20 protein-coding genes and 5 other annotated features are annotated in these 26,401 nt (G+C 32.6%); of the genes, 2 read left to right on the top strand and 18 right to left on the bottom strand.

Annotated features, from left to right (window positions below; translation table 11 throughout):
* On the bottom strand, positions 1-519 hold the full coding sequence (locus CLAU_RS00645; RefSeq protein WP_023161690.1) for a DUF2284 domain-containing protein: 519 nt from the start codon (positions 517-519) through the stop codon (positions 1-3).
* A 324-nt stretch (positions 520-843) separates the two neighbouring features.
* On the opposite strand from CLAU_RS00645, the gene putP reads away from it, so the two are divergent.
* On the top strand, positions 844-2,316 hold the full coding sequence (putP, locus tag CLAU_RS00640; RefSeq protein ID WP_013238706.1) for a sodium/proline symporter PutP: 1,473 nt from the start codon (positions 844-846) through the stop codon (positions 2,314-2,316).
* 53 nt (positions 2,317-2,369) lie between these two features.
* Here putP and CLAU_RS00635 read toward each other — a convergent pair whose 3' ends face one another.
* The 7 genes from CLAU_RS00635 to CLAU_RS00605 form a co-directional block, all read right to left on the bottom strand.
* Positions 2,370-2,861: a DUF1097 domain-containing protein gene (locus CLAU_RS00635; protein WP_013238705.1), complete on the bottom strand. Its 492-nt coding sequence runs from the start codon at positions 2,859-2,861 to the stop codon at positions 2,370-2,372.
* A gap of 14 nt (positions 2,862-2,875) precedes the next feature.
* Positions 2,876-3,643: a 5-oxoprolinase subunit PxpA gene (locus tag CLAU_RS00630; protein ID WP_013238704.1), complete on the bottom strand. Its 768-nt coding sequence runs from the start codon at positions 3,641-3,643 to the stop codon at positions 2,876-2,878.
* Between the two features lie 15 nt (positions 3,644-3,658).
* Entirely contained in the window at positions 3,659-3,877 is a 219-nt protein-coding gene (locus CLAU_RS00625) for an acyl-CoA carboxylase biotin carboxyl carrier protein subunit (RefSeq protein ID WP_013238703.1), read from the bottom strand.
* A 34-nt stretch (positions 3,878-3,911) separates the two neighbouring features.
* Positions 3,912-4,895 carry a 5-oxoprolinase subunit C family protein gene (locus tag CLAU_RS00620; RefSeq protein ID WP_023161689.1) on the bottom strand — a complete coding sequence of 328 codons (984 nt, stop codon included), beginning with the start codon at positions 4,893-4,895 and terminating at the stop codon, positions 3,912-3,914.
* A gap of 28 nt (positions 4,896-4,923) precedes the next feature.
* Positions 4,924-5,907: a 5-oxoprolinase subunit B family protein gene (locus tag CLAU_RS00615; protein ID WP_013238701.1), complete on the bottom strand. Its 984-nt coding sequence runs from the start codon at positions 5,905-5,907 to the stop codon at positions 4,924-4,926.
* A gap of 66 nt (positions 5,908-5,973) precedes the next feature.
* Positions 5,974-7,332, bottom strand: coding sequence for an aspartate aminotransferase family protein (locus CLAU_RS00610; protein WP_013238700.1), 1,359 nt, complete (start codon positions 7,330-7,332; stop codon positions 5,974-5,976).
* Between the two features lie 767 nt (positions 7,333-8,099).
* Positions 8,100-9,251, bottom strand: a complete 1,152-nt coding sequence (locus CLAU_RS00605; RefSeq protein ID WP_013238699.1) for a PucR family transcriptional regulator — start codon at positions 9,249-9,251, stop codon at positions 8,100-8,102.
* A gap of 276 nt (positions 9,252-9,527) precedes the next feature.
* Here CLAU_RS00605 and CLAU_RS00600 point away from each other — a divergent pair, with 276 nt between their 5' ends.
* Positions 9,528-11,489: an ATP-binding protein gene (locus CLAU_RS00600; protein WP_013238698.1), complete on the top strand. Its 1,962-nt coding sequence runs from the start codon at positions 9,528-9,530 to the stop codon at positions 11,487-11,489.
* A gap of 80 nt (positions 11,490-11,569) precedes the next feature.
* Here the strand turns inward: CLAU_RS00600 and CLAU_RS00595 are convergent, their stop codons facing one another.
* The 10 genes from CLAU_RS00595 to CLAU_RS00550 form a co-directional block, all read right to left on the bottom strand.
* Positions 11,570-11,836: a hypothetical protein gene (locus CLAU_RS00595; protein ID WP_013238697.1), complete on the bottom strand. Its 267-nt coding sequence runs from the start codon at positions 11,834-11,836 to the stop codon at positions 11,570-11,572.
* Positions 11,837-12,085: 249 nt separating this feature from the next.
* The gene (ilvN, locus tag CLAU_RS00590; protein ID WP_023161688.1) at positions 12,086-12,562 is read right to left on the bottom strand and encodes an acetolactate synthase small subunit; all 477 of its coding nucleotides are present in this window, start codon (positions 12,560-12,562) and stop codon (positions 12,086-12,088) included.
* A 30-nt stretch (positions 12,563-12,592) separates the two neighbouring features.
* Entirely contained in the window at positions 12,593-14,203 is a 1,611-nt protein-coding gene (ilvB, locus tag CLAU_RS00585; protein ID WP_023161687.1) for a biosynthetic-type acetolactate synthase large subunit, read from the bottom strand.
* 60 nt (positions 14,204-14,263) lie between these two features.
* Positions 14,264-14,460 (bottom strand) — a binding site (T-box leader).
* A 165-nt stretch (positions 14,461-14,625) separates the two neighbouring features.
* Positions 14,626-14,824, bottom strand: a binding site (T-box leader).
* Between the two features lie 162 nt (positions 14,825-14,986).
* On the bottom strand, positions 14,987-16,645 hold the full coding sequence (ilvD, locus tag CLAU_RS00580; RefSeq protein WP_013238694.1) for a dihydroxy-acid dehydratase: 1,659 nt from the start codon (positions 16,643-16,645) through the stop codon (positions 14,987-14,989).
* A 51-nt stretch (positions 16,646-16,696) separates the two neighbouring features.
* Positions 16,697-16,888, bottom strand: a binding site (T-box leader).
* A gap of 312 nt (positions 16,889-17,200) precedes the next feature.
* Positions 17,201-18,214 (bottom strand): ketol-acid reductoisomerase, encoded by a 1,014-nt coding sequence (gene ilvC, locus CLAU_RS00575; RefSeq protein ID WP_013238693.1) that lies wholly within the window; start codon positions 18,212-18,214, stop codon positions 17,201-17,203.
* 265 nt (positions 18,215-18,479) lie between these two features.
* Positions 18,480-18,675, bottom strand: a binding site (T-box leader).
* Between the two features lie 488 nt (positions 18,676-19,163).
* Positions 19,164-19,362, top strand: a binding site (T-box leader).
* 288 nt (positions 19,363-19,650) lie between these two features.
* On the bottom strand, positions 19,651-20,589 hold the full coding sequence (locus CLAU_RS00570) for an AEC family transporter (protein ID WP_013238692.1): 939 nt from the start codon (positions 20,587-20,589) through the stop codon (positions 19,651-19,653).
* 266 nt (positions 20,590-20,855) lie between these two features.
* Entirely contained in the window at positions 20,856-22,772 is a 1,917-nt protein-coding gene (locus tag CLAU_RS00565) for a [Fe-Fe] hydrogenase large subunit C-terminal domain-containing protein (protein WP_013238691.1), read from the bottom strand.
* 167 nt (positions 22,773-22,939) lie between these two features.
* Positions 22,940-23,848: a ketopantoate reductase family protein gene (locus tag CLAU_RS00560; protein WP_023161684.1), complete on the bottom strand. Its 909-nt coding sequence runs from the start codon at positions 23,846-23,848 to the stop codon at positions 22,940-22,942.
* Positions 23,849-23,969: 121 nt separating this feature from the next.
* Positions 23,970-25,376: an FAD-binding oxidoreductase gene (locus CLAU_RS00555; RefSeq protein ID WP_023161683.1), complete on the bottom strand. Its 1,407-nt coding sequence runs from the start codon at positions 25,374-25,376 to the stop codon at positions 23,970-23,972.
* Positions 25,377-25,399: 23 nt separating this feature from the next.
* Entirely contained in the window at positions 25,400-26,398 is a 999-nt protein-coding gene (locus CLAU_RS00550) for an electron transfer flavoprotein subunit alpha/FixB family protein (protein WP_013238688.1), read from the bottom strand.
* Positions 26,399-26,401: the final 3 nt, after the last annotated feature.

Here is a 26,401-nt window from a genome sequence, read left to right as displayed (position 1 = left end):
TTATTCAATCAATATCAATCCATAACAATTTAATTCATTTTTACTTTCATTTTTTTCACCTTTCAATACCTCTATAGGGAAACCACTTTCCCTTACAGTTGCAAATACATCTATACCACAAGCTTCCATAGAAGGTCTAGCTTCCTGTGGATGTGCACAATGTTCCATATTGCATTTTTCACACAATCTGCAGGGCCCTGCACCAAATCCAAATGCCTTATAATATCCTGAAAGAAAAATTTCGTTTTCTAATTTATTTATAATTTTTGTAGTAGCTGCAAGATCTGATTTAGATTGCACTATCAATCCAGTACTATAACAATCGATTATATTTTGAATTTCCTTATAAGAAGGAGTCTTTGGAGGACAACAATAACTTGTATTATAATTTTTACAACCATACCTACACTTTAATATTGTCCATGCCCCTGTTTTTATAGTATCTGTACTTATTATTTTAGCATTATAGGCCCCAAGTTCCTTTGCTTTTTCTACATATTTTGTCATGTCACTTTTCATTTTAAATTTCCCCTTTTCCACAAATATAATTTTTACATATATAAATTATAACATTTCACAATTAGTGTGGTTAATTTATTCTAATATCTGATGCTACCTTTTTTGCATAAAATGCTTTTAAAAATTCATATTTAAAATTCTCATGTGTATTTCCATGTATAAGCATGTATAAGTTAGTTCCATATTCTTAGCCATATAATTTAAAATTATATAATAATTTTAAATTTACTTAGAATGTGATATTATACTTATATGACATTATACTAATTTAAAAATTCATAAATTAGTTTTAACAAAACTTAAATTATAAGAAGGAGAATTTATATGAAGTACTATTCACTTATGGCTATCGGGCTGTATTTACTTATTTTGCTCTTGATAGGCTATTATTCTTACAGGAAAACCCACGACATTTCAGACTATATGCTTGGGAGTAGAAGTCTAAGTCCTATGGTTACAGCATTATCTGCTGGTGCAAGCGATATGAGCGGTTGGATGCTTATGGGTCTTCCTGGTGCTGTATATACTACAGGTATCTCCAGTATGTGGCTTGGAATTGGTTTAACTATAGGAGCTTATTTCAATTATCTCTTATTAGCACCACGTTTTAGAATTTATACAGAAGTCTCAAATGACTCTTTAACTGTGCCAGATTATTTACAAAACAGATTTAAAGATAATGCTAATATGCTGAGGCTTGTATCCGGAATAATAATTCTCGTTTTCTTCACTTTATACGTTTCTTCAGGTATCGTAGCCGGCGGAAAATTATTTAGGGACATTTTTGGATTTACATATACATCAGGAGTAATAGTTACACTGTCCATAGTTGTAATATATACATATTTTGGTGGCTTTTTAGCAGTAAGTCTCACTGACTTTTTCCAGGGAAGTCTTATGTTTGTAGTTCTCGTCATGGTACCTGTAGTTGCATACATGAATATAGGGGTAGATCCTGGAACTTTTGTAAGTAAAGTAAAACATATCAATCCAGCACTATTTGACATACTTAGAGGAACAAGTTTTTCTACTATTATTGGATTTTTAGCTTGGGGACTTGGTTACTTTGGACAACCTCATATTATTGTACGTTTTATGGCAATAAAATCTGCAAAAGAATTAAAATCTGCAAGAAGAATAGGTATAAGCTGGATGGCTATTGGCCTTTTAGGTGCAATAAGCAGTGGACTTATAGGTCTTGTATATTTTACAATGCACAATCAACCTCTAAAAGATCCTGAAATGGTATTTTTGCGTCTTGGTGATATATTATTCCATCCATTTATTACAGGTATAATACTATCTGCAGTGCTTGCTGCTATTATGAGTACTATTTCTTCCCAACTTTTAGTTTGCTCCAGCTCTATTACAAAAGATTTTTATCTTACATTTTTAAATAAGAAAGCACCTGAGCACACTCAGGTATTTATAGGAAGAATATCTGTACTTGTAGTTGCAGCTGTTGCAGTTTTATTTGCTTATGTTCCAAATAAAACTATCTTAAGTATAGTAGGACAGGCATGGGCAGGTTTTGGTTCCGCTTTTGGTCCAACTCTTTTAATAAGTCTCTACTGGAAGAGAATGACAAAATGGGGAGCTTTGTCTGGAATGGTTGTAGGAGGACTAACAGTTATAATATGGATTGTATCAGGGTTATCTGCTCATTTATATGAGATGATTCCTGGCTTTACCTTATCTCTCATATCCATCGTAGTTGTAAGTCTTTTGACTAAAAAACCTGATGAAGCTGTAAATAAGGAATTTGAATCTATGGAAGAAAAGTTGAACTTGATGTAATTATTTAAATATTAAAAATGCTGTTTTCAAAAAACAGCATTTTTAATTTAACTTTAATTCTTTTTAAATGTTGTAAATTTAATACTCATCCACCCAAAAATCAATCCGATGAAATTTGCTCCTGTAATCCAAATTGCTGCATTAAGCAGAGCAGGCATTCCTTTAATTGTCATATACGCTCCTGCACCATAACCTATGAACATACATGAATAAGCATTAAAAGACATAAGAGAAATATTCAATGCAGATATTTTTAGTGATATCATTAACAAAAATACTGTAATAAAAACTGAAACTATGGTAGCTGCCATAGCTGGCATAAATCCCGTAAATATATTGATAAGGACAAATGCTAAAATTGCAAGTACTGATCCTGTAATCATCGGTGGTATTCCCTTTGCAATAAGGTCTGGAGTTGCCCCTAAAGTAAAGTACCATGCCCAGCCTATAAACAAAGCCCAAACAGGAACTTTTATATACATAAAAAGACATGATACTGCTGCTAGAACTGCTACCGATACATCTAATGCTTCAATTTTTTTCATCTCTACTCCACCTCCTATGTTTGTCCAAAGTATCCATTCAGGTTTGTAACTGTTACACCACTGTTTTCTAATGATTCCCTCACCGCAGTTGCCACCATAGTAGCATTAGGTGAATCACCATGAATACATACTGTGCATCCATTAACATCAATTAGTTTTCCATCAATTGTATCAATTTTTCCTTCTTTTGCAACCTTAACTGCCCTATCAGCTACTTCCTCTGGAGAACGTGCTTTCTTTACTCTTTCAAGCATCCAGTTTCCATTTTCATCATAGCCAAGGTCAATCAATACCTCTGGTGCTGTCTTCAAGCCTCTCTTTTCTGCACGTTTTAAAGCCTCGCATCCTGTATGAAGCATAATATAAAGATCCTTATTATATTCCTCAATAGTATTGAGAAAAGTATCAATATATTTCTCCTGCTCACCAACCATTCGGTATAATATTCCATGAGGCTTTACATGTTGCATTTTAAGGCCCTGCAATTTTAAAAATGCATCCATTGCTCCTAACTGATATAACATATCGGATCTAAGTTCTTCAACTGAAATATCCATCTGTCTTCTTCCAAATCCTTGCCTATCAGGAAGACCTATATGTGCACCTATTGCTACTCCATACTTTTTTGCCCATTTTATGGTACGTTCCAAAACAAGTGGATCGCCGGCATGAAAGCATGTTGCAATATTTGCAGATGTTACATAAGGCATAAGTGCTTCATCGTCTCCAAGAACATAACGTCCGAAGCTTTCACCCATATCAACATTAATATCTATCTTCATACTGATTCACCTCCATTAAACTTCTAAAATAATCATAGGAGATCCTATATCCATTTCATCCCATTCAGCAACAAGAACTTTCTTTACTACACCTGCTTTTTCTGTCTGGCAGCTCATTTCTGTTTTCATACAGTTAATAACTGCAAGCTCCTGTCCTTCTTCAACCTTGTCACCAACATTTACTACTACTCGAGCTACAAGCCCAGGCATATGTGCTTTTAATGTATATTCCATAATCTTATCCTCCATTTTCCTATTTTTGTTTTTATTAACCAATTACTAAATCAACTGATTCAAACATTGCTTCTCTTTCTTTACGTGCTTTTATTGCATCTTCTACAGTAACCAGCTTAAGTTTTACTTTATCTCTTGCAGGTATCCCCTGGCCAATTTTCCACAGATCTACATTAATAACATTTGCAACACATACAAAACCACCTAATGTAGGCCCATCTGCTATAAGCAGAGAAGGGGTATTTCCAGTTACATTAACTGCACCACGCATATTGTAACCATGATCAACAATATTTGAAGGATGGCTTCCGCCTTTTCCACCATCCTCACGTGCCCAAAAATAATCTGGTACTTCCTGCAAACGATAAGCAGCTCTGTTTGCATTATGTGAGATTTTCATTGGCGTACTAAACAAATAATCCATTCCACTTTCCGTTACGTAGTCAGGTACTGAATTAGGTCCTGGAATAGTTCTTAATTCCCATTCATTCACGTATTCAGGTATATACTTAGGATTTAATTTTTTACCAACAATTCCTGAAACATCTTTTTTATTCACCTTTATAACATCATCTTTTGCAAGCTTGCGCCCTTCAAAACCACCATAGCTTCCAAAAAGACAAGTTGATTTGCTTCCAAGATATTCTGGCACATCAATTCCTCCTGCTATACACACATAAGCTCTGAAACCAGCTTGTCCAAAGTGTGAAAATTTAAGTATATCACCTGCTTTAACTGCAATTGCCTTCCACATTGGTACAACACTTTCATTAATTGTAGGGCTCATGTCACTTCCTGTTATTGCAATAACTCCGTCTTCTACAATTTCAAGCTGGCAATAACCACCAGCAATTTCTAGAGCTGCGTCACCTTTTTTATTTTCTAAAATTAAGTTTCCAAGCTGTAATGCAAGGTTGTCCATTGCACCTGCGGCAGCCATTCCAAGTCCCATGTATCCAAGTCTTCCTGGCCAATCTTCTACCAAAACTTCAATTCCACCGTTTATAACTTTAATCATATTTTTTACCTCCTTCTTATATTATTTATTAGAGCTTAGGTGCTATTTTGGATCCTTGTTCCTGGCGCTTCGCAAATTCTTTGGCACCTTCAACAACCTCTGGTTTTGCAAGGAATTCCAGATAATCCTTAACAACAATCTCACTTTCCTGGATATCATATACATAATCTGTTTTTTCATGAACATGATCATATATATCTAATATTTCTTTTTCTGAAACTTCTACGAATTTTATGCGATCCCCTGATGGACGATATAAAAATGGTCCGTCTTTAAACTGTGGATGTTTCATTGATAACTGGAATGTAGGAATAGTACGTCCAAATAATTGATATCCACCACCAGTTGCTGTAGTATAAGTAAATAGGCAAGCTCCACCAATACCAACTGCTCCTTCTGGAGTCCATATACGCGGAGGATTGTATTTTGGTACAATCATTTTGCACCTTGGATCCATTGGCCAGAAAAAGCCTCCACCCGGCCAGAAACCGCACCCGCTGTTATACCAATAAGTATCTAATAACATATGTTTAATATCATCTACAGTGCATCCATTGCATAGAGCCATGTATTCAAGATTATATCCATCCTTGCAGTTTGGTGCATCAGGACGAATTTGTTTTAAATACATTTCAACTGCCTTTTTAGTTTGACTGTCCTCGAAAGCAATTGGCAGCGTAATGATTCTTGAATCAATTACCATATCATCAACACCAGCAATAGATTCTTCTGCATCTTTGATTTTGTCAATAAGTTCTTGTGGGAAAATAATGGTAGGATCAAAATGTATCATATTTGCTCTTAAACTTGGTAATGTCTCAATTAATCCCTTGATATTCATTTTCTTAACCTTTGCATCTACTGCCAGAATTCTAAAGGAATCCAGCAGTTCCACCCTCTGTTCATAACCATATTCCACTTGAATAAAGCCATCACCTGCCTGACGGAATAATATTTCAATTCTGTCACCTTTAGCAGGAAGAGTATCAATAATAACATCATACTTGCTCATACTTTTTCCTCCCTTTTTACATTTAATTATTTAATTAAATCGTGTAATTTATAATAGAAAAGTAACTTACTTTTGCATACACTTAGAAATTGCTTTTTCAAAAATATCTAATCCTGCTTCAAGCTGCTTATCTGTAATTACAAGTGGTGCTAAAAAGCGGATAACATTTCCATAAACACCCGAGTTCTCAATCATAAGTCCATTTTGGGCTGCTTCTTGAATAACTGCTGATACAATTTCAGGATTTGGATCTTTCTTTTCTTTGTTTTTTACAAATTCTATTCCAACCATTCCGCCGAGTCCTCTTACATCTCCAACAATCTCATATTTTTCTTTCCATTCCATATAGCGTTTCATTACTTTCTTACCTATTTCCATAGAACGGTCAGCCAAATGATCTCTTTCCATAATTTCTATCACTTTTAATGCTGCTGCACATGCTACTGCATTTCCACAGAAGGTTCCTCCAATTGTTCCGGGTCTTACTGCCTCCATAATCTCTTCCCTTGCTGTTATTGCGCTTAATGGCATACCAGCTGCAATAGATTTTGCAGTTGCTATTATATCTGGAGCTGCTCCTGCTTCCTTCCAATATTCAGAAGCAAACATTTTACCTGTACGGCAGAACCCACATTGTACCTCATCTGCAACAAGCAATATACCATATTTATCACAAATAGTTCTTACTGCTTTAACCCATTCAATGGGAGCTGGAATAAATCCGCCTTCACCCTGAAGTGGTTCTACTACTATAGCTGCTACGTACTCCGGTGGTGAAGCTTGATCAAATACTTTTTTAATACTTTCTATATAATAATTAATGGTTTCACTCTCTGGCATTCCTTCAGGACTTCTATATAAATACGGAAATTCTGCACGGTATACACCATCTGGAAAAGGTCCCATTCCATAGGCATAAGATTTTTTCGATGTCATTGCCATGGTCATAACTGTACGTCCATGAAATGCCCCTGAAAATACAACTATATTGGGTCTATTTGTAAAAGCTTTTGCTATTTTTACTGCATTTTCATCAGCCTCTGCTCCACTATTTGCGAAAAACGTTTTTTTCTTATTTCCCTTTACAGGAACAATGGAGTTCATTTTCTCTGCCAGCTTAACATATCCTTCGTGTGTAACAATATTAAACATACCATGGAAATACTTCTCTGACTGTTCTTTCACAGCTTCAACCACTTCTGGATGGGAAAATCCAACGTTTAGTACGCCTACACCACCAGTCCAGTCAAGAAAATAATTTTCATCAACATCCTCAATCACCGCACCTTCTGCCCTTTTTATTACAACAGGATATACACATTTAATTGCAGAGGGTACTGCATCTTCTCTTCTTCGTATTACTTCTTCTGCTTTCGGTCCAGGGACTTTATCAGTTATTATTTTAGGTAATTGTTCCTTCAACATTTTTAGACCTCCTTAAATCGGTAACTAATTTTTTAAACATGGCATTGTATTTAATTATTTTATTATTAAATTATCAATTTCAAATCATGTAAACTGTTACAATTTTTTACGGCTGTTTTTGCAAGAATCAAAATAATAAATTTCAAAATAAAAATTTAAAGTGTAATATTTACTTTTTTTTCATCAATATTGAATAATTAAATACTACAATATTTCATTTTGTATAACAATAGCATATGAACACAAACTTTATTTGTCTAATTTGTGCTGAGTATACATAAGGCGCATGTATAAAGCCTTCCCATATCTCTTTTTCTTTGATCTCGTATATTTTTTAAATAAAATATCATAAATGGCGTGATAAATTATCAAAAAAACCAAATAACTATTTATGATTTATTAATTTTATAATGATATATTTGCGAATTATTGTTACTTTTAATTATTATATGTCTAGTAAATTACTATTTGGAAAAATTTTTCACTAGAAATGTTCATTTTAACCTAATATTTATCTTATATGACTTTTGCAATAAAATAATAAGAACTATCTCATCTATATTTTAATATTGATAAGATAGTTCTATATTTTATCCGATGACTACCTGCTCTAATACTCTCACGCACACAGCGAAAGCGACTATCACCAAATCAAAGATTTGGGATATCTGCTTTTCTCCAAGTGAGAGTAAAGAGCATCTACGTCCCTGGATAACGATTTCTAAGCATCAGGTCATCTGATGCCAAGAACTCTGTTTATCATGCATTTACAATCTCATATATTCTTTAATATAAAAGGCCATCCTTAAATTAAATTTATCCTCCGTTGAGGTTAAATCTTTTTTTAACAGGTCATGTATTTTCTTCATGCGGTAATTGATGGTATTGCGATGGTTATATAGGAAATTTGCAGTTTCCTGAATGCTGCCATCAAAATCCAAATATACTTTCAAAGTTTTTAGCAGTTGGGTGTTATTCTTCCTGTCATAATCTATTATGGGATCAAGCATCTCAAAATAGATATTTTGTAGTAATTCTTTGTTAGATACGGAACTCAGTATTCGAAATATACCAAGGTCATCAAAATACACACAGTCCTTATTCGAAGCTTTAGCTACTTTCAAAGCATAGGAAGCAGTAGAGTAGCTAAAATAAAGTTTTGATAATGAAGAAACTTTTTCGCCTATTCCTATTTGGGGTCTTAATATTGATGAGTTTGAAGTTATTTCATTATCAACTATTTCAAAATAGTTTTTCATAAGATTATTTAGCAATTTTTTTGGGCATTCCTTCAGAATCAAAATATAATAGTTATTTTTTAAAAATATGTGATATTTTATTGACAAGAGATTAATACAATTTTGTAATTTCAGCGGTGAACTAATATTAGTTATTTTAGCTGCATAATAAGAAGATTCTGTAGGATAACCATTTGAATTTAAAAGAGGAATATAATTTTTAACATTTTGAGAATCGAATATTATATTATAAAACAACTTAGATAAAGTATTTTCCAGGTATTTATCCATAAATATCTTATTACAGTAATCCTGCATAATATCAGAAATATGTATTTCCCAAGGCATTATAAAAAGAGGAAAATTTTCTGAATTACACAGTTCAATAACTTCTCTGGAAATATTCTTAACAAGAATATATTTATCAGTATTTATTAACAAACCACTGCATTTTCGGTAAATTAATTCTCTAATTAATTCATAAAGCCAGCTTATTTTTGTCCCAGCTGATAAACCAGTAGTAATAACTAATTCATTTCCTCTTAGAAAATCTGCATTTTCTATATCTTCAGCAAGGTATACCCATGTTATATCATTTATGAGACCTTTTTCCCCTGCCATTAACCTGATCTTATATATTTCTTTTGAAGATGAATAAAATTCAGATAAAAGATAACTCATATTTTGACTCCCTTTTACAATTTTAAATTGATTTTTTAATAGTATATCATAAATTTTTTTATTTGTTTTGTACTCACAGCATAAAAAAATCAGGAAAATTTGTGTTTGTTTACTGTTGTCATAAAATTTAAAATATGCTATAGTTTAACCTAACAAGGACATGGCAATGTATCTGTTATAGTTATTTTGCCATGTCCTTATTTTTTATCTTCATAATTGTAAACTGTTATAGAACTGAACCAATAAAACAATAATTTATTGAAAAGGGGTGCTAACATGATAAAAAAGATTTTAATTGCAAATCGCGGTGAAATTGTAAACAGAATTATTCATACATGTAATAAACTTAAAATTGAAACTGTTGTTGTATACTCAGATGCTGATAAAAATGCTGATTACATTAACAAAGCTGCAGAAAGCTATAATATTGGTCTCTCTGCACCTGTTAAAAGTTACTTAAATATTGATGCACTTGTAGATGTTATTAAGAAATCAGGGGCAGATGCCGTACATCCCGGATATGGATTTTTATCAGAGGCAGCATCATTTGCTAATGCAGTTGCTGCTGCAGGTGCAAAATGGATCGGACCTGACCCTTCAATTTTAGAAAACATCGAATCCAAATGTTATTGTCGTATTATTGCTAATAAATTAGGGGTTCCGGTTACGCCAGGAACAATTAAGCCGATTTCCAGTGTAAAAGAAATTTATGATACTGCAGAAAAAGTTGGATTACCTATTTTACTTAAACTGGACAAAGGAGGAGGAGGTAAAGGAATAGAAAAAATTACTTATTTTGAATCTGAAAAAGTTACACAGGCTATTTTTGAAAGTATGCAGAGAATAGGAAATATGGCATTTGCAAGTGGAGATATTTACATTGAAAAAGCAGTTCTATCTCCAAGACACATAGAAGTACAGTTTATAGCAGATGACTATGGAAATGTAGTCTGCTTGGGAGAAAGAGAATGTTCTATTCAGAGAAGATATCAGAAAATTATTGAAGAATCACCGTCAGCTGTAGTTACTGAAGAAGACAGAAAGAAACTTTATTCATATACACAAAAGATTATTAAGGAGATGAAATATTCTGGAGCAGGTACCATTGAATATTTGAGAGGTGCTGATGGAAACTATTATTTTATGGAAATAAATGCAAGGCTTCAAGTAGAACATCCAGTATCCGAATATGTTGTAAATATAGATTTAGTAGAAAATCAAATTCGTGTTGCAAACGGAGAAAAATTACCATTTAAGCAGGAAGATATTAGACTAAAAGGCCACAGCATTGAATGCCGTATTTATGCAGAAGATCCCAAAACATTTAAACCTTCGCCGGGTACAATTACAAGTTTATCATTTCCTGATACCTCAGATGGAACTGTTCGTATAGAGCATGCTATTCACGAAGGATACAAAATTTCTCCATTTTACGATCCTATGCTCTGTAAACTTGTGGTTTGGGAAAAAGATAGAAATACCTGCATTGCCAATATGATAAAAGCATTGAAAGACTTTAAGCTAGAAGGAGTTTCTACAACCATAAATACTGATATTGCAATAATGCGAAATAAAAACTTTGTCTCCGGCAACTTTACCACAGCTTTTTTAGAAAATGAAAAGGTAAATATCGGATTAGAGAATTATGTAATAACTATTTCCCGTCAATTCGGGAGTCTGGGACGTCCCATTGCTAAAAAAATGGCTGAATTGTTAGGCGTTGAATATTACGACAGGGATATCGTTGAAGAAGCTGCAAAAAAGATGAATTTGCCTGTATCTACTATTGACAGTGGAGAAGAAATAGATAAAAATGAATACAAAAAAATGAAATTTCCACTAGGAACTAGTTCAGAAAAGACACAAGAAGAAATATTTGAAGCCCAAAAGAAAATCATCTGTGATCTGGCAGATAAATCATCCTGTATATTTGTAGGAAGGTGTTCTGACTATATTTTAAGAAACCATTCAAATCATTTCAGCATATTTATCTATGCTCCCTATGAGATACGAAAGGAAAATTGTATCAATATACTTCATATAAAGCCAGATGAAGCTGATAAGTTGATTAAAGAAGTTGATGAAGCGCGTCAGCTATACAGCCTAAGTTATGCAAAGTCATACAGTGATAATGTACTTTACAAAGACATCTTAATTAACAGCAGCCTGTTCGGCGGAGTTGATGATACAGCAAAAGTATTAGTTAATATGATTAGAAAGAAATTTAATCTTGCTTAGTGGGAATGGGTATAGATTTGTGTAAAAACCAAATCTATACCCATTTCCTTGATTTTTCGTGTGGAAACCTTATACATACTTTATATGCACTCTTGTGATATATCACCTTCTATGCTGCTTATGATTACAACTTGATCCGGCAAATCTTCAATTTCAATTTTAATTTCTGTAGATTCATCTACTATGCCTTTATTAAAATTTTTAAGATACTCATAAAGATTACAAGAATTAATATTGCTGTTTTCATTTACATTCACAGTTAATTTATTTACTCTTGAAAAATTTTTTGATTTACAGCATTCCATTAAGCCCTGGGATATCTTACTCAATAATATTGTATTGTCCATGTCTGTGTCCCTCCTCTAAATTTAATTTTCATACCACCCTTATGGCATTTCATCTATAACTTTAAATAAGTTCTTTACTTCAAATATTAATTTTGTATTCCCATCTTTTAAAATATAATTTGTCTATATTAAGTATATAACTTATATTTGTTAATATTCCTATTTATAAGTAATATTAGCAAATAAAAAAATATCCCTTTGCCTTTAATATTTAAGACAAAAGAGATATTTCTTATTATAAGTTTTCATTTAATCTTCCAGCTTACTTCCTCTTTGAAGTGCAGTAAGTCCAGTACGTATAATTTCCTTTATTCCATAAGGCTTCATTAGTTCAATAAAAGCAGATATCTTCTTTTCATTTCCGGTTATTTCAATTATCATACTTTTTTCATTCATATCTACTATTTTACCTCTAAAAGTATTTACACTTTCCATAATTAGCAATTTATTATTGGATTCTGCAGAAACTTTTATAAGAGATAACTCCCTATAAACAGATGCATCGGGGTTTAATTCTATTACTTTTATAACTTCAATCAATTTATTCAGCTGCTTACTTATCTGCTCAAACATATAGTCGTCTCCAATGGATACAATAGTCATTCGTGATATTTCAGGATCTCCTGTAACTCCTACAGTAAGACTGTGAATATTATATCCCCTTCTACTAAAAAGTCCGGCTACTTTACTTAAAACACCTGAATGATTTTCCACTAATACTGACATCACATACTTTTTTATAGTAATCACCTCTTTCTAAAAAGTTCTCTCATGAGGATCTACAATGCACTCTATTAAAAATGCCTTGCTTGAATCTAATGCTTCTCTAAAAACTCCGTTAAATTCAGAATCATTTTCTACTCTCTTAGCTTTTAATCCATAGGCTTCTGCAAGTTTTACAAAATCTGGATTGGTCCTAAAATTTACTCCAAATTCACCAGAATATTTATTGTCTTGTATCTCCCTAACCATACCCAGTCCTGAGTTGTTAAACAAAACTATAATAATGTTTAGATTATTTTCGGCAATAGTTCCAAGTTCAAAAAGACTCATTTGAAATCCACCATCACCTGCAAAAGCTATAACTTGCTTATCAGGACATGCAATTTTAGCACCAATAGCTGCTGGGAGAGAATATCCCATAGTTCCGAGGCCTCCAGAAGTTAAAAACTTTCTATTCCCTGTCATCCTAAAATTACGGGCACACCACAACTGATTTTGTCCTACATCTGCTGTCAAAATAACCTCTTCTCCTAATGTATCAGAAACAGTTTTTAACACATATTTGGGATTAACTTTATCTGTAGGCTTTCTTTCTATATACAAATCTTTTTTCCAATTTTTAATTTCTTCCATCCATTTTTCTGTCTGTGGAGCTACTATTTCTTTATTTAAATCCGATAAAACACTTCCACAATCACCAACCACTGGAATATAAGTGTTCAGAATTTTACCTATTTCAGCAGGATCGATATCTATATGAATTATATCTGCATCCTTTGCAAAACTTTTTACTCCACTGACAGTTCTATCTGAAGCTCTAGCTCCAATAAGTATTAGTACATCTGCATTTTGTACAACTTTATTGGCATAAGCAAAGCCATGAGTACCTATTAAACCTACATAATAATCACTATTTTCATTTATACATCCTTTTCCCATAAGAGTATGAACAACAGGTATATGTGATTTTTTAACAAATTGCTCCAGTTCTTTTTGTGCATTTGCCAGTATAACTCCGCCACCTGCACAAATAAGAGGTCTCTTGCTAACTTTGATTCTATCTATTATTTTCTTTATTTGCCCAGAGTGTCCTTTAACAGTAGGTTTGTATCCTCTTATATTTACACTTTCAGGATATTCAAAATCAATATCTTCTTCCATTATATCCATAGGTATATCTACAAGCACAGGGCCTTTTCTACCAGTTTCAGCTATATAAAATGCTTCCTTTATAGTCTTAGGTATAGATTTAGCATCTCTTACAAGAAAATTATATTTTGTAAAAGATTCTGTAGCACCTGTGATATCTAATTCTTGGAATACATCCCTTCCGATTAATGTAGACTTAACCTGACCCGTAATAACAACAAGAGGAATGGAATCCATATATGCAGCAGCAATGGCAGTAATTAGATTAGTTGCGCCAGGTCCTGATGTAACTATACAGACTCCAACTTCTCCAGTTGACCTAGCATATCCACTAGCAGAGTGTCCTGCAGCTTGTTCCTGTCTTACTAATATATGCTTCACATCTGATTTTCTCAAAGCTTCATATATAGGAACCACTGCAGCACCAGGATACCCAAATACCATATTTACATTTTCTTTTTTTAAACATTGGATAACTGCTTCAGCAGCTTTCATAACCATCTCTCCTTGTAAATTCAATTTAATAAGATTTTTGGGTACAAAAAAACAGACTCCTTATGGGGTGAGAAGTCTGTTCACGGTACCACCCAATTTTATTACTCAATTTAATAACGGCAAAGCCGGCCCAGCCTACTAATTTCAGCTTACAGCTCAAGGGTGAGTTTCAATATTATATATCTGTGAGTTTACACCAAATCTCTCACTCTCTTTAAAATATTATAATATCTACTTATCCCTTTCAAAGCTTTCATATATTAATACGTATTTTATACTTTCTAATTTACATTTATAAATAGTTTCTAAAAATTAAATTACTTAAATCAAATTTAAACTTGATACACACTAAATATTTATAATTCAAAGTAATTAATATAGGTAATTTTAGGTTAAAAATTAGCACAAAAAAACAGCCTTTCTCTTGAGGCGAGAAGTCTGTTCGCGGTACCACCCAATTTTATTACTTAATTCAATAACGATTCACACCGGCACAGCTTACTATAATTTCAGCTTACAGCTCAAGGGTGAGTTTCAATATGAAATATTTATGGGTTTACACCAGATCCCACTCGCTTTAAAATATACATCATATTTAATAGTCCCTGTCAAAGCTTTTATTATTTAAATATGAGTATATGTTACTATAAAACAACTTAAATGTCAATAGTTTATTCTGAATTTTTATTAAATAATATATTTACTCAACTTTCACATATATGAAATATTTTTAGTTGAAAGTTGAGTATATTTACAAATTAAAAGTACATTAAGAAACTCCAATTATTTAAGAACTGCACCTGTATTTGCAGAAGTAACCAATTTTGCATATCTTGATAAATATCCTGTTTTTATCTTAGGTTCAGGCTTTACATAGTTCTTTCTTCTCTTTTCAAGTTCTTCCTCACTTACTTTTAGCTCTAATTTTTTATTTGTAATATCTACAAATATAGTATCTCCTTCTTCTACAAGTCCTATTAGTCCACCTTCCATAGCTTCTGGTGACACATGGCCTATAGATGCCCCTCTTGTAGCTCCTGAGAATCTTCCATCTGTTAAAAGTGCTACATCTTTATCTAAACCCATACCTGCTATAGCAGAAGTTGGTGAAAGCATTTCTCTCATTCCAGGTCCGCCTTTTGGTCCTTCATATCTTATTACAATTACATCGCCTTTATTTATTTCATTGCCAAATATAGCCTTAACTGCTGCTTCTTCAGAATTATATACCCTAGCTGGTCCTTCATGTACCATCATTTCTTTTGAAACTGCAGATTCTTTAACTACAGCTCCATCTGGTGCCAGGTTTCCTCTAAGTATTGCTATTCCACCTTCACTGCTGTAAGCATTGTCTACACTTCTTATAACTTCATAATCAAGCACTTTAAAATCCTTTATAGTTTCACCTACAGTTTTTCCAGTAACAGTAAGTGCATCTTCATTTATAAGACCTTTCTTAGAAAGTTCATTCATAAGAGCTGGTATTCCCCCTGCCAGATGAAGATCTTCCATATGATGCTTGCCACTTGGACTTAATTTTGTAAGACAAGGCGTGTGTTTACTTATTTCATGAAATAAATCCAAATTAAGTTCTATACCTGCCTCATGAGCAATTGCTGGAAGATGAAGTACTGTATTTGTAGATCCTGCCATAGCCATATCTACTGTTATAGCATTTTTAAATGCATCTAAAGTTAGTATATCTCTTGGTCGTCTATCGTTCTTTACACAATCCATTACATACATTCCTGCGTATTTTGCCAGCTGATTTCTCTCACCAGTTTGTGCAAGGGCACTTCCATTTAGAGGTAAACCCATTCCAAGTACTTCTGTAAGACTGTTCATACTGTTTGCTGTAAATAATCCTGAGCAGGAACCACATCCAGGACAAGCTCTCTTAGCTTCTTCTTCAAGTTCTTCCTCTGTTACTTTTCCATCGCTGCAAGCTGCCACCTTTTCAATACAAGTGCTAAAATCAAGTGCTTTGTTATTTAGCTTACCTGCCCTCATAGGTCCTCCACTTACTACAACAGCTGGTATATTAAGTCTTGCAGCTGCCATAAGCATTCCAGGTACAATTTTGTCACAGTTAGGTATGAGTACCAATCCGTCAAAACCATGAGCTGTTGCCATAGCTTCAATTGAATCTGCTATTAGTTCTCTTGAAGCAAGAGAATACTTCATTCCAACATGACCCATTGCAATTCCATCGCAAACTGCAATAGCAGGAAACTCTATAGGAGTACCCCCAGACATTGCTACTCCAAGTTTTGCAGCTTTTGCTATTTCATCTAAATGCATGTGACCTGCAACTATTTCGTTTTGTGAATTTACTATTCCTATAAGAGGTCTTTCAATTTCCTCTTTTGTATATCCCATTCCATACATAAGTGCTCTTGCTGGAGCTGCCTTAATCCCCTTTTTTACTGAATCACTTTTCATTTTTAGTATCCTCCTTAAATCTGGAAATTTTTTGTAAAAAAATAACCGCCTGCCTAGGGCAAGAAGCTTTGCGGTACCACCCAACTTTTTTCTAATTCTAATAACGGTAATACCGACACAGCTTACTAATTTCAGCTTGTAACTTAGGAGTGATTTTCAAAAGTTTCGTATTCATGGGTTTTCACCTTATCCCAATTCTCTAAAAATACTCCACTATTTACTCTTCTCCATCATAGTTTTTATAATACCTATATATAATTTCGTAATAATTTTCGCACATTTTATAAAAAAATTTATATTTATAAGCCCTTTTTTATTTACAAGTAATATCTACCTATAATTATTTTGCCCCTAAAAAGATAGATATTTACATTACAGGAATTAGTGGGGAAAAGTACCTCCCCTACTTCTCCTGTAAATTTAAGTCATCCGCTAAATGATAAGCCCCCTTATTCATAAGCGTTATTCATAAGTATTTTCTTATTGATATACTGTTAAAATATTACCCCAATTTAATCAATGAATCTTACTTAGTTGGAACATTCTACTTTTTAATTACTCATTATCAGGATTTTCATTGATCCATGACATCATTGATCTAAGTTCTTTACCAACCTTTTCTATTGGAGCATCTTTTTCCATTCTTCTTCTTGCTGTAAATCCTGGTCTTCCAGTTTGGTTCTCAAGAAGCCATTCTCTTGCAAATGTTCCATCTTGGATCTCTGTAAGAACTTTCTTCATCTCAGCTCTTGTATTGTCATTGATTATTCTCTTACCTATCTTATAATCTCCATATTCAGCAGTATCACTTACAGAATATCTCATTCTAGCTAATCCACCTTCATATATCAAGTCAACTATTAACTTCATCTCATGTAGACATTCAAAATATGCATTTTCAGGAGCATATCCAGCTTCAACTAATGTATCAAAACCAGCTTTGATAAGTTCTGCAACTCCTCCACAAAGTACTACTTGTTCACCGAATAAATCAGTTTCAGTTTCAACTTTAAATGTTGTAGTCATAACTCCTGCTCTAGTTCCACCAATTCCTTTTCCATAAGCTAAAGCAATTTCTTTTCCTTTTCCACTGTAATCTTGATATACTGCATAAAGACATGGAACTCCATTGCCTAATGTATATTCTCTTCTAACTATATGTCCTGGTCCTTTAGGTGCAATCATCAAAACATCTACAAACTTAGGTGGTACTATCTGATTAAAATGAATGTTGAATCCATGTGCAAAGAACAATGCATTTCCTTCTGATAAATTATCTTTTATGCTCTCATCATAAATTTGTTTTTGTTTTTCATCTGGTAGAAGTACTGTTATAATATCTGCTTGTTTAACAGCTTCAGCTATTTCATATACCTTAAATCCATAATCTTCAGCCTTTTTCCATGATTTACTGCCTTTATATAAACCGACTATTACATCGAGTCCGCTTTCTTTTAAATTCAAAGCATGTGCATGTCCCTGACTTCCAAAGCCAAGTATAGCTATCTTCTTTCCTTTCAAGAGATTTAAATCTGCATCCTCATCATAATAAACTTTTAATTTTTCCATAATACTTTCCTCCTGAATAATTTATTTATACTATTTTTATATATATTGAACTTTTTAATACTTTAAATATTTAAATAATATATTACTTGATACTTAGAAAAATGATTTTCAATTCGCATAATTAAGAATTTTATGACTATTGCAAGTGCATATATTCCATATTTTATAAATTATTTAATTGTAAAATAATTTATTTCAATTTTAAGAACCAGCATTTGAGCAATTACCACTAATTTTTTGTATAAAAAAACAACCAACATTCTCTGCTTGGGGCGAGAAGTTTGGTCGCGCGGTACCACCCAATTTTTTACTCAAAGTAATAACGGTTTTACCGGTAAAGCCTACTTAGTTTCAGCTCACGACTCCAAGGCTACCTTCAATAGTCATATTTATGAGTTTTCACCAAAATCTCACTCTCTAAAAAATACTTCCTATTTACTCTTCCCTATCATTGTCTTTGTACTCTACAATTGTACCAATTCAAAATATCAATTAGAAATAACCCCCATGGATATGACTAATAAATATCATTTATTTTATTAAAACTAAAATAAACCTAATTGGTTTTAAATCACTTTGAAAAATTTATTTGTTTTTGAAATTTACTTTATCAATATTTAGTGTATGTGACGATAATAATACCTTATGAGAATAATGTCAATAGTTTTTTTAAAATTTTTTTTATTTTTTTATTGCATTATGTTTTTCTTACATTATATTACCGTAAAAAATATTTTTCATAATTTTATAAAAGCAAATACTCAATTTAAACTTTTAGCTTTTTAGAATTTATTGCTTAGGCTTATCAAAATATTTAACCGAGCTGAAGATTGTAAAAATATTTGAATTGTACCTTGATTTTTTATTTAGGATTTCTTTATAGAGTTAATTATATATTTCAAAAAAATTGTTGACATACATATTTTTTTATAGTATAGTTAGTGCAAATAAAAAAACGATGACGGAGAAGAGTAAACAAAAATATGCTTTCAGAGAATGGGGATTTGGTGGGAACCCATAAGCTACAGTTGTTGAAAATCACTCCTAAGTTGCAGACTGAACTTTATATAAAGTAAGTTATGCCGGCACAGCCGTTATATATACGAGTAATAATTTGGGTGGTACAGCGACAGACCTTCGCCCCATTGGGGTGTATGTCTGTTTTTTTTATACTCTATTTTAAGTTTATTTGTTTTTAAATTTATTTTATCGAAAAATTTAGTGTGTGTATGTAATTTAAATATTAAAATTTAATACTAATGTATTTTCATATTTTATCTTTTTTATTCGATTATCCCATAACTATAAAACTGCAATTGTATTTTAATTTGTTTTTACGTGTTTACTTTATTATTTAGTAGTGTATAATTTTATTAATTTTAGAAATAAGTGTATCATAGTTAAGTGAAAAGTTGAGAGTAAATACTAACTCTCAACTATATTATAGCCATATATATAGGAATAACTAGTAAACTTAAGGCCGTTGTCAATGATGTAACCACTGCTGCATATTCATAGTCAGCACCATATGCCTTTGCCACTATAGAAGTATTTGTCATTACTGGCATAGCAGCTTGTATTATAAACACTTTTTTCATGAGCTCAGGTATAGGGAAGAAACCTGCCAGAAATATTATTAAAACTGGCGATATAATGAACCTTCCTATTAGAACAAAAAATATATCTTTACTCATCTTAATTTTCTTTATATCCACATAGTAAATTGTTATCCCTATAAACAACATAGAAAGTGGAGTCGTCATATCTCCAAAGTATTTACAGGTATCCATAACAAACTTAGGAAGTTTTATTCCACAAAATATAAATATCATTGCTATTATAAATCCCATAAGTGGAGGAGAAAATATTCTATTTAAAGTTTTCTTTGAAAAAATACTTGTTTTTTTATCAGCTTGTCCATCTGAGCTTATTCCATAAGCACCTATTGTCCAAAAAAAAGTAGTATTTGCTATATAGTATAAAAGCACATAAGGAACACTTTTTGAACCAAACAATGCCAAATTTATAGGGAGTCCAATAAATATGGAGTTAGATACAAAAAACATAGACCGAAATGTACCAGTTCTCTCCTTTTTCACCTTTATGATCTTAGAAATCAATATAGCTAGTATATAACCTATAGCCATAGATAAAACTGGTATAATAAGTCCTTTCCCTATATGATCCAATTTATCTCTTGTAAAATTGCCCATTAAATTAGAAATCATAAGGCAAGGAAGGGCTACATTGCACACTAATTTTGAAAATACTTTTGATATGTTCTCATTAAGCCATTTAAATTTTGTAAGCACATATCCTGTACATATCATAATTACTATGCTAAGCACACTTCCAATTGCATTTAATACTACCATCTGTTCATCCCACCATCTTCATCTTTAAATTTACCAAGTGCATCCGCTAATGCAAAAGATGACAGCTTTTGTCCAAAATTGCAGCTGTGGTACACGTAAGTATAGTTATTAATATAAAATTTTTCAGTAATATCATAAACGTCATATTACATAATATATCCTTTTTCAATTAAGGTCAACTCACTTGTCTTATACTTCCTAATTTAGTCAGTAAAAAACTGAGTTATATATGGTATAACTCAGTTTTTACGATGGCTTCAATTAAATTAATGTGACTCACTGTTTATTAACTTTTCAGAGCTAGAAACTATCTCCTGACTCTTAGCACTTATCTCTTGGATAGTTTCCGATATAGTTAATATATCGTTATTTATATTATCCATTTTGTTCTGAAGTAAATCAGATACTTCAATAACCTTTAAAATAGATTGCATCATTTCATTTTCTTCGTTTTTAGTAGATTGTGCGGTAGTTTTAGATTGCTCTGCTAGCTTCTTTACTTCATCTGCTACTACTGCAAAACCTTTTCCATGTTCATTTGCCCGTGCTGCTTCTATTGCGGCATTTAGCGAAAGTAAATTAGTCTGCTCTGAAATAGCCACAATACTATCTGATGAATCCGTGAATTTGTCTAACTTTTCATTTATCTGATGAATGTTTTCCTTTAACTTACTTGATATATCCATTATTGACTTTAATTCTTCTACTATATCTTGAATTGCAGATGCGCTTTCCTCATTCCCTTTACTTACTTCATTTATAGCTGCCAATAGAGTATTTGCAAATTTAATTATTTCATCTGATTTTCGTTGTCTTTCCTCAGCTAGTACAGTTATTTTGTTTATAGACTCTTTGACCTCTTCATTTTTTTCTTCCAGTTCGCTATATTCCATATTGATTTTTTTCTTCACATAATAAATACAATTTTCCTTAGAATTTATGCCGTTAAAAATCATCTTTACCATTTCTTTGCAAGTGCTGTATCCACAAGCGGAACAATTGAATTCTTTTCCCAATGTTGTAGTTTTCATCATCTCATCAAATATGTTGTCATAATCTTTTTGGGTAGGTTCAATTATTTTTTTAACCTTCTGTGCAGTATACTTTCTTACAAAATCGTTTAAATTAAGATTTTTATCAAAGTACTCGTCTATTGATTTGATTTTTTTCTTAAACAAGCCAGTTTTTTCTCTTAACTTTTCCACCTTTATATCATGAAACCTATATTGAATATCATATTCCGTTAAATTGTCTAAGGAAGCTGTACCTATATTACATCCATTTTTGCAATTTAAAATATCAAGTAAACTAGGTATAAGTTTATTAGCTTTAACTCTATCAGAATACTTATTCAAGTACTCAATTGCCTCTTTGTGTCCTTCTATCTGAAGAACATGTAGTTCTTCAGTTCTAGCTTTTACATTTGCTTTTAATCCACCTGGTAAACTATAAACAACCCCCAAAGAAGCAGGAACATTATCAAATTCAACTTCATCGTAATTGTTCAAATTCACATTATTATCTCTCAAATAATCTAAAATCTTTTTGTACGTTACATTATATTTCACATACCCATCTGTATTCTTATCATTGATTTCAATTAGCTTGCCAATACAAGGTGACAGAAAAGCTATATCTTCACATATATGCTTATATTTTTTCAGATAAACAGCAGTACACATCATAGGACTGTGTATAGGCGCTAAATATTCTATTAATTCAGGCTTATATTTTTCAATATAATTAACCACGATAGGACAGGGCTGTGATATTAAAGAAGAAATATTTTTCTCCTTCATTGCTTTTAGATAAGCCCAGGTAGTAATATCTGCACCGAAAGAAACATCATAAATTATAGATACTCCCAAAGATTTAAGATATCCAAAAAATTTCTTGTAATTTTTAATATTAACTATAATAGATGGTGCAGCTATTACTGTTATTTTTTTGCCTTTTTTCAAATCCTTAAAAAAGTCTTGTGTACTATCGTTAAAGTCTCTAGCCCCATGTTCGCAAACCTTTACACATTCACCGCATCCAATACATCTTTCCTCATCTATGTAAACCTTACTTACACCATTTTCAGTTGCTGTAACATTTGCACCAAGAATAGGACAAGTTCTTATACACTTATTACAACCTGTACATTTTTCTTTTAAAACAGTTACAGGACTTTTATTCACACTAAAACCCCCTCAATTTCCCCTAAACTTCAATGAATTTTACTTTAAACTCAATCTTATTCTATTTTACAATAAACTAATTGGTATAACAATGCTATAATGATAATATTTACCCATTTTTTAAAAAAGCGTAAAAAAATATACCCTTAAAAGGGTATAAAATTTACCTATTCAATTATCTTTATTATATTTAGAAGTGTCCTGTTAACAGGAGTGTCTACACCATATTTCTCTCCTAACTTACAAACAGTACCTGCGAATATATCAACTTCAGTTTTTCTGCCATATACAATATCCTGGCACATTGAAGTCCTGCTGTCATGTCCTAAAGTATTTAACACCTTATGCCATTCTTCTATATCATTTTTACTTAGATTAACCCCTACTTTTTGTGATAATTTTACCACTTCCCACATTGCAGATTCCATAAGTTCTTTAGCCTCATTTTTAGTTTGAAATACACCATAAGTTGCCCTAAGAACTGCTGAAGTCTGATTTATACCTACATTTACCATAAATTTATACCACAGAGCACGCATCATGTCTTCTGGAATTTTATAAGGAATTTTTGCATTATCAAAGAGAGTCTTTACTTTTTGTACTTTTTCTGAATAAACTTTATTTACCTTTTCTCCAAAGGTTATGTTTCCAATATTAGAAAAACTGATATTGTTTTCCTTACGATTTCCATCAATGCCAATGCATAAGGCATACAGCATCTTATCCATTCCATATTCTTTTCCTATAATTTCCTCACTAGTAATGCCATTCATGAGAGAAATTATGATAGTATTTTCTCCTACATGGTTTCTCATATCGCAAATAGCCTGAGTTAATTGATTTGACTTTACAGAGACAATAATCAAATCTGCTGGCTGGCATTTTTCCTTTGGATCTATATACGTAAAATTATACTTTTTCCCGTTAATTATAAATCCACTTTTTTTGTACCTTTCAGCTCTTTCTTCTCCAGCTATAAACTTTATTCCTTCTGGATTAAAATCATATAATTTACTGGTGTAGGCACATCCAATAGCTCCTAATCCAATGGCAGATATATTTTTTATGCTTTTCATACTACACACATCTCCTTTTTCAACGTTATACTGGAAATTTAATATTCAAAAAGCCTGTGCTACTCACAGCACATAATGAGCTAACACAGACTCTTATTAGGATTAGAATTTGATATAACCTCTAATCTACTATATTTCCAGGACTTAAAATACTATTTGGGTCAAAAGCTCTTTTGATATTCTCCATAATATTTATTTCAACCTGACTAAATTGAAGGGGCATATGCTTCTTTCTAGTCTTTCCTGTACCATGCTCTGCTGTTATTGTTCCACCATACTTTATTGCAGTCTTGTATATCTCTTCTTTAAGCTGCTCATAATTAGTAGGGAGTTTGCCATTGTCACCCATGATAAAGTTATGAATATTTCCATCTCCTATATGGCCAAGAGATACAATTTCATTGCCATACTCTTTAGTCAATCTTTTTACATCATCAAAGAAATCAGGTACAGAAGATGGTGGTACAGCTACATCCATAATATCTGCTATATTATCTTTATAAGGACCATATGCATTGCTTCTTATCTGTAAAAGATGACTCTGATCCTTTTCAGTTTCCGCTACAATGCTATCTACAGAACCATGTTTTTCACATATTTTTACAACTTTTTCACTATTAGAATACAAATCATCTTCACTGCATTCATCCAATATGAACATCAAATCTACAGAACCTTTAGCTGCAGGCCAGGTAGTTCCAAGCTGCTCTGCTGCTTTTTCAGATATTACTCTATCCATGTATTCAATGGCAAGAGGTGTTATTCCCTCTTGCAGTATTTCAGGCACTGCATCACAGGCCTCTCTCTGGCTGTTAAATGAAACCAGTAATGTTCCATTGCATTTACTTCTTGCATATAACCTGAGTGTTACTTTTGTAATAATACCAAGGGTTCCTTCACTTCCTATCATAAGTTGAAGCAGATCATAACCCATGTTATTTTTTAGCAATTTGCCACCTAAAGTAATTATTTCTCCTGTGGCAAGGACTACTTCCAATGCTTTAACATGATTTCTCATAATTCCATGCTTTACAGCCCTCGTACCACCTGCATTTGCTGCAACCATGCCTCCCACTTGTGCACCTTCATCTCCCGGATGTACAGGAAAAAATAATTTACCGTTCTTATTTAGTTCTTCAAGTAGTTGAGATAATGTTGCTCCAGATTCTAAAGTAATCATAAGATTCTTTTCGTCAAATTCAACAACCTTGTTTAATCTCTCCAAGGATAAAATAATGCTTGGCTGTGTTGGTATTGCTCCAGCAACTACTCCTGTACCGCCGCCCCTAACGATTACAGGCAATACTTCTTTATTTGCATACTTTAACACTTCTGATATTTCCTCAGGTGAAGCTGGTTTAACTACCACACAATCTTTACATGCTTCTGGACGAAGTAATGTTTCAGTCTCATCATAAAGATAACCCTGCATTTGAGATAAATCGTTAGTAACCCAATCATCTCCTACAACTTTTCTTAAACTTTCAACTACTTTTTCTGGTGAATTTTTTATTAAATCAGTATTCATTTTTAATGCCCCCTTTTTTTATTTTAACAGCTTACAGTTTCTAAACTTCCCTGCTTTATTTTACTAATTAAATCAGGTACTACCTTGTACATATCATCTACTATTCCATAGTCAGCTACATTAAATATTGGAGCTGATGGATCCGTATTAATTGCAACAATAAAGTCTGATTCCTTCATTCCTGCCAAATGCTGTGGAGCCCCTGAAATTCCACAAGCTATATATAATTTAGGTTTTACCCTGTTTCCACTGTATCCTACCTGGAAGTCCTTAGATATGAAGCCATCATCAACTATCTCCCTGCTAGCTCCTACTACCCCAGAAAGTAAGTCAGCAAGTTCTTTTATCATAGCCATATCTTCTGCCTTCTTTAATCCTTTGCCTGCTGCAACTACAACACTTGCATCAGAGATGTTTACTTCCTGAGATTTCAATTCTTTTATAACTTTTACAAGTTCATTTTCAAGCTTAACTGCATCTACTTTTACAATTTCACCTTTTCTATTTTCATCTCTCTTGCTTTCATTAAATTCCTTATATCTTACTGTAGACATCTGTGGATATGTGTCTGACTTTATATGTGCCAATATATTCTCACTAAAGGCAGGCCTTATTTGTATAAGTTTTCCATCTTCATCTATTTCAAGGCCTGTACAATCTGCCGTAAGCCCTGTTTCAAGAGAAGCTGCAAGTCTAGGTGCCAGTGATCTCCCAAGACTTGTTGCGCCTATTAAACAAATTTCAGGTTTAACTTTCTTAATCAAACTTTCTAGATTAGTTTTATAAACTGTCTCTTCCGGTGCATTAAATATATCATCTTCAACATAAAATACCTTATCTGCACCCCTGTATATAAGTTCCTCAGCTTTAATACCACAAGGCCCTAAAAGTGCACTGTACACAGGTATATCTAATTTACCCGCAAGTTCCCTAGCTTTTCCAAGAAGTTCATAACTTACTTTATGGATTTCCCCTTTTTTCTGTTCTGCAAATACTAAAACTCCATTATATTCCTTTTCCATATC

The sequence above is a fragment of the Clostridium autoethanogenum DSM 10061 genome (genome assembly GCF_001484725.1).
GTDB classification, from domain to species: domain Bacteria; phylum Bacillota; class Clostridia; order Clostridiales; family Clostridiaceae; genus Clostridium_B; species Clostridium_B ljungdahlii.
The sequence above is the reverse complement of the archived record's forward strand: the minus strand, read 5'-3'. Positions and strand labels throughout refer to the sequence as shown.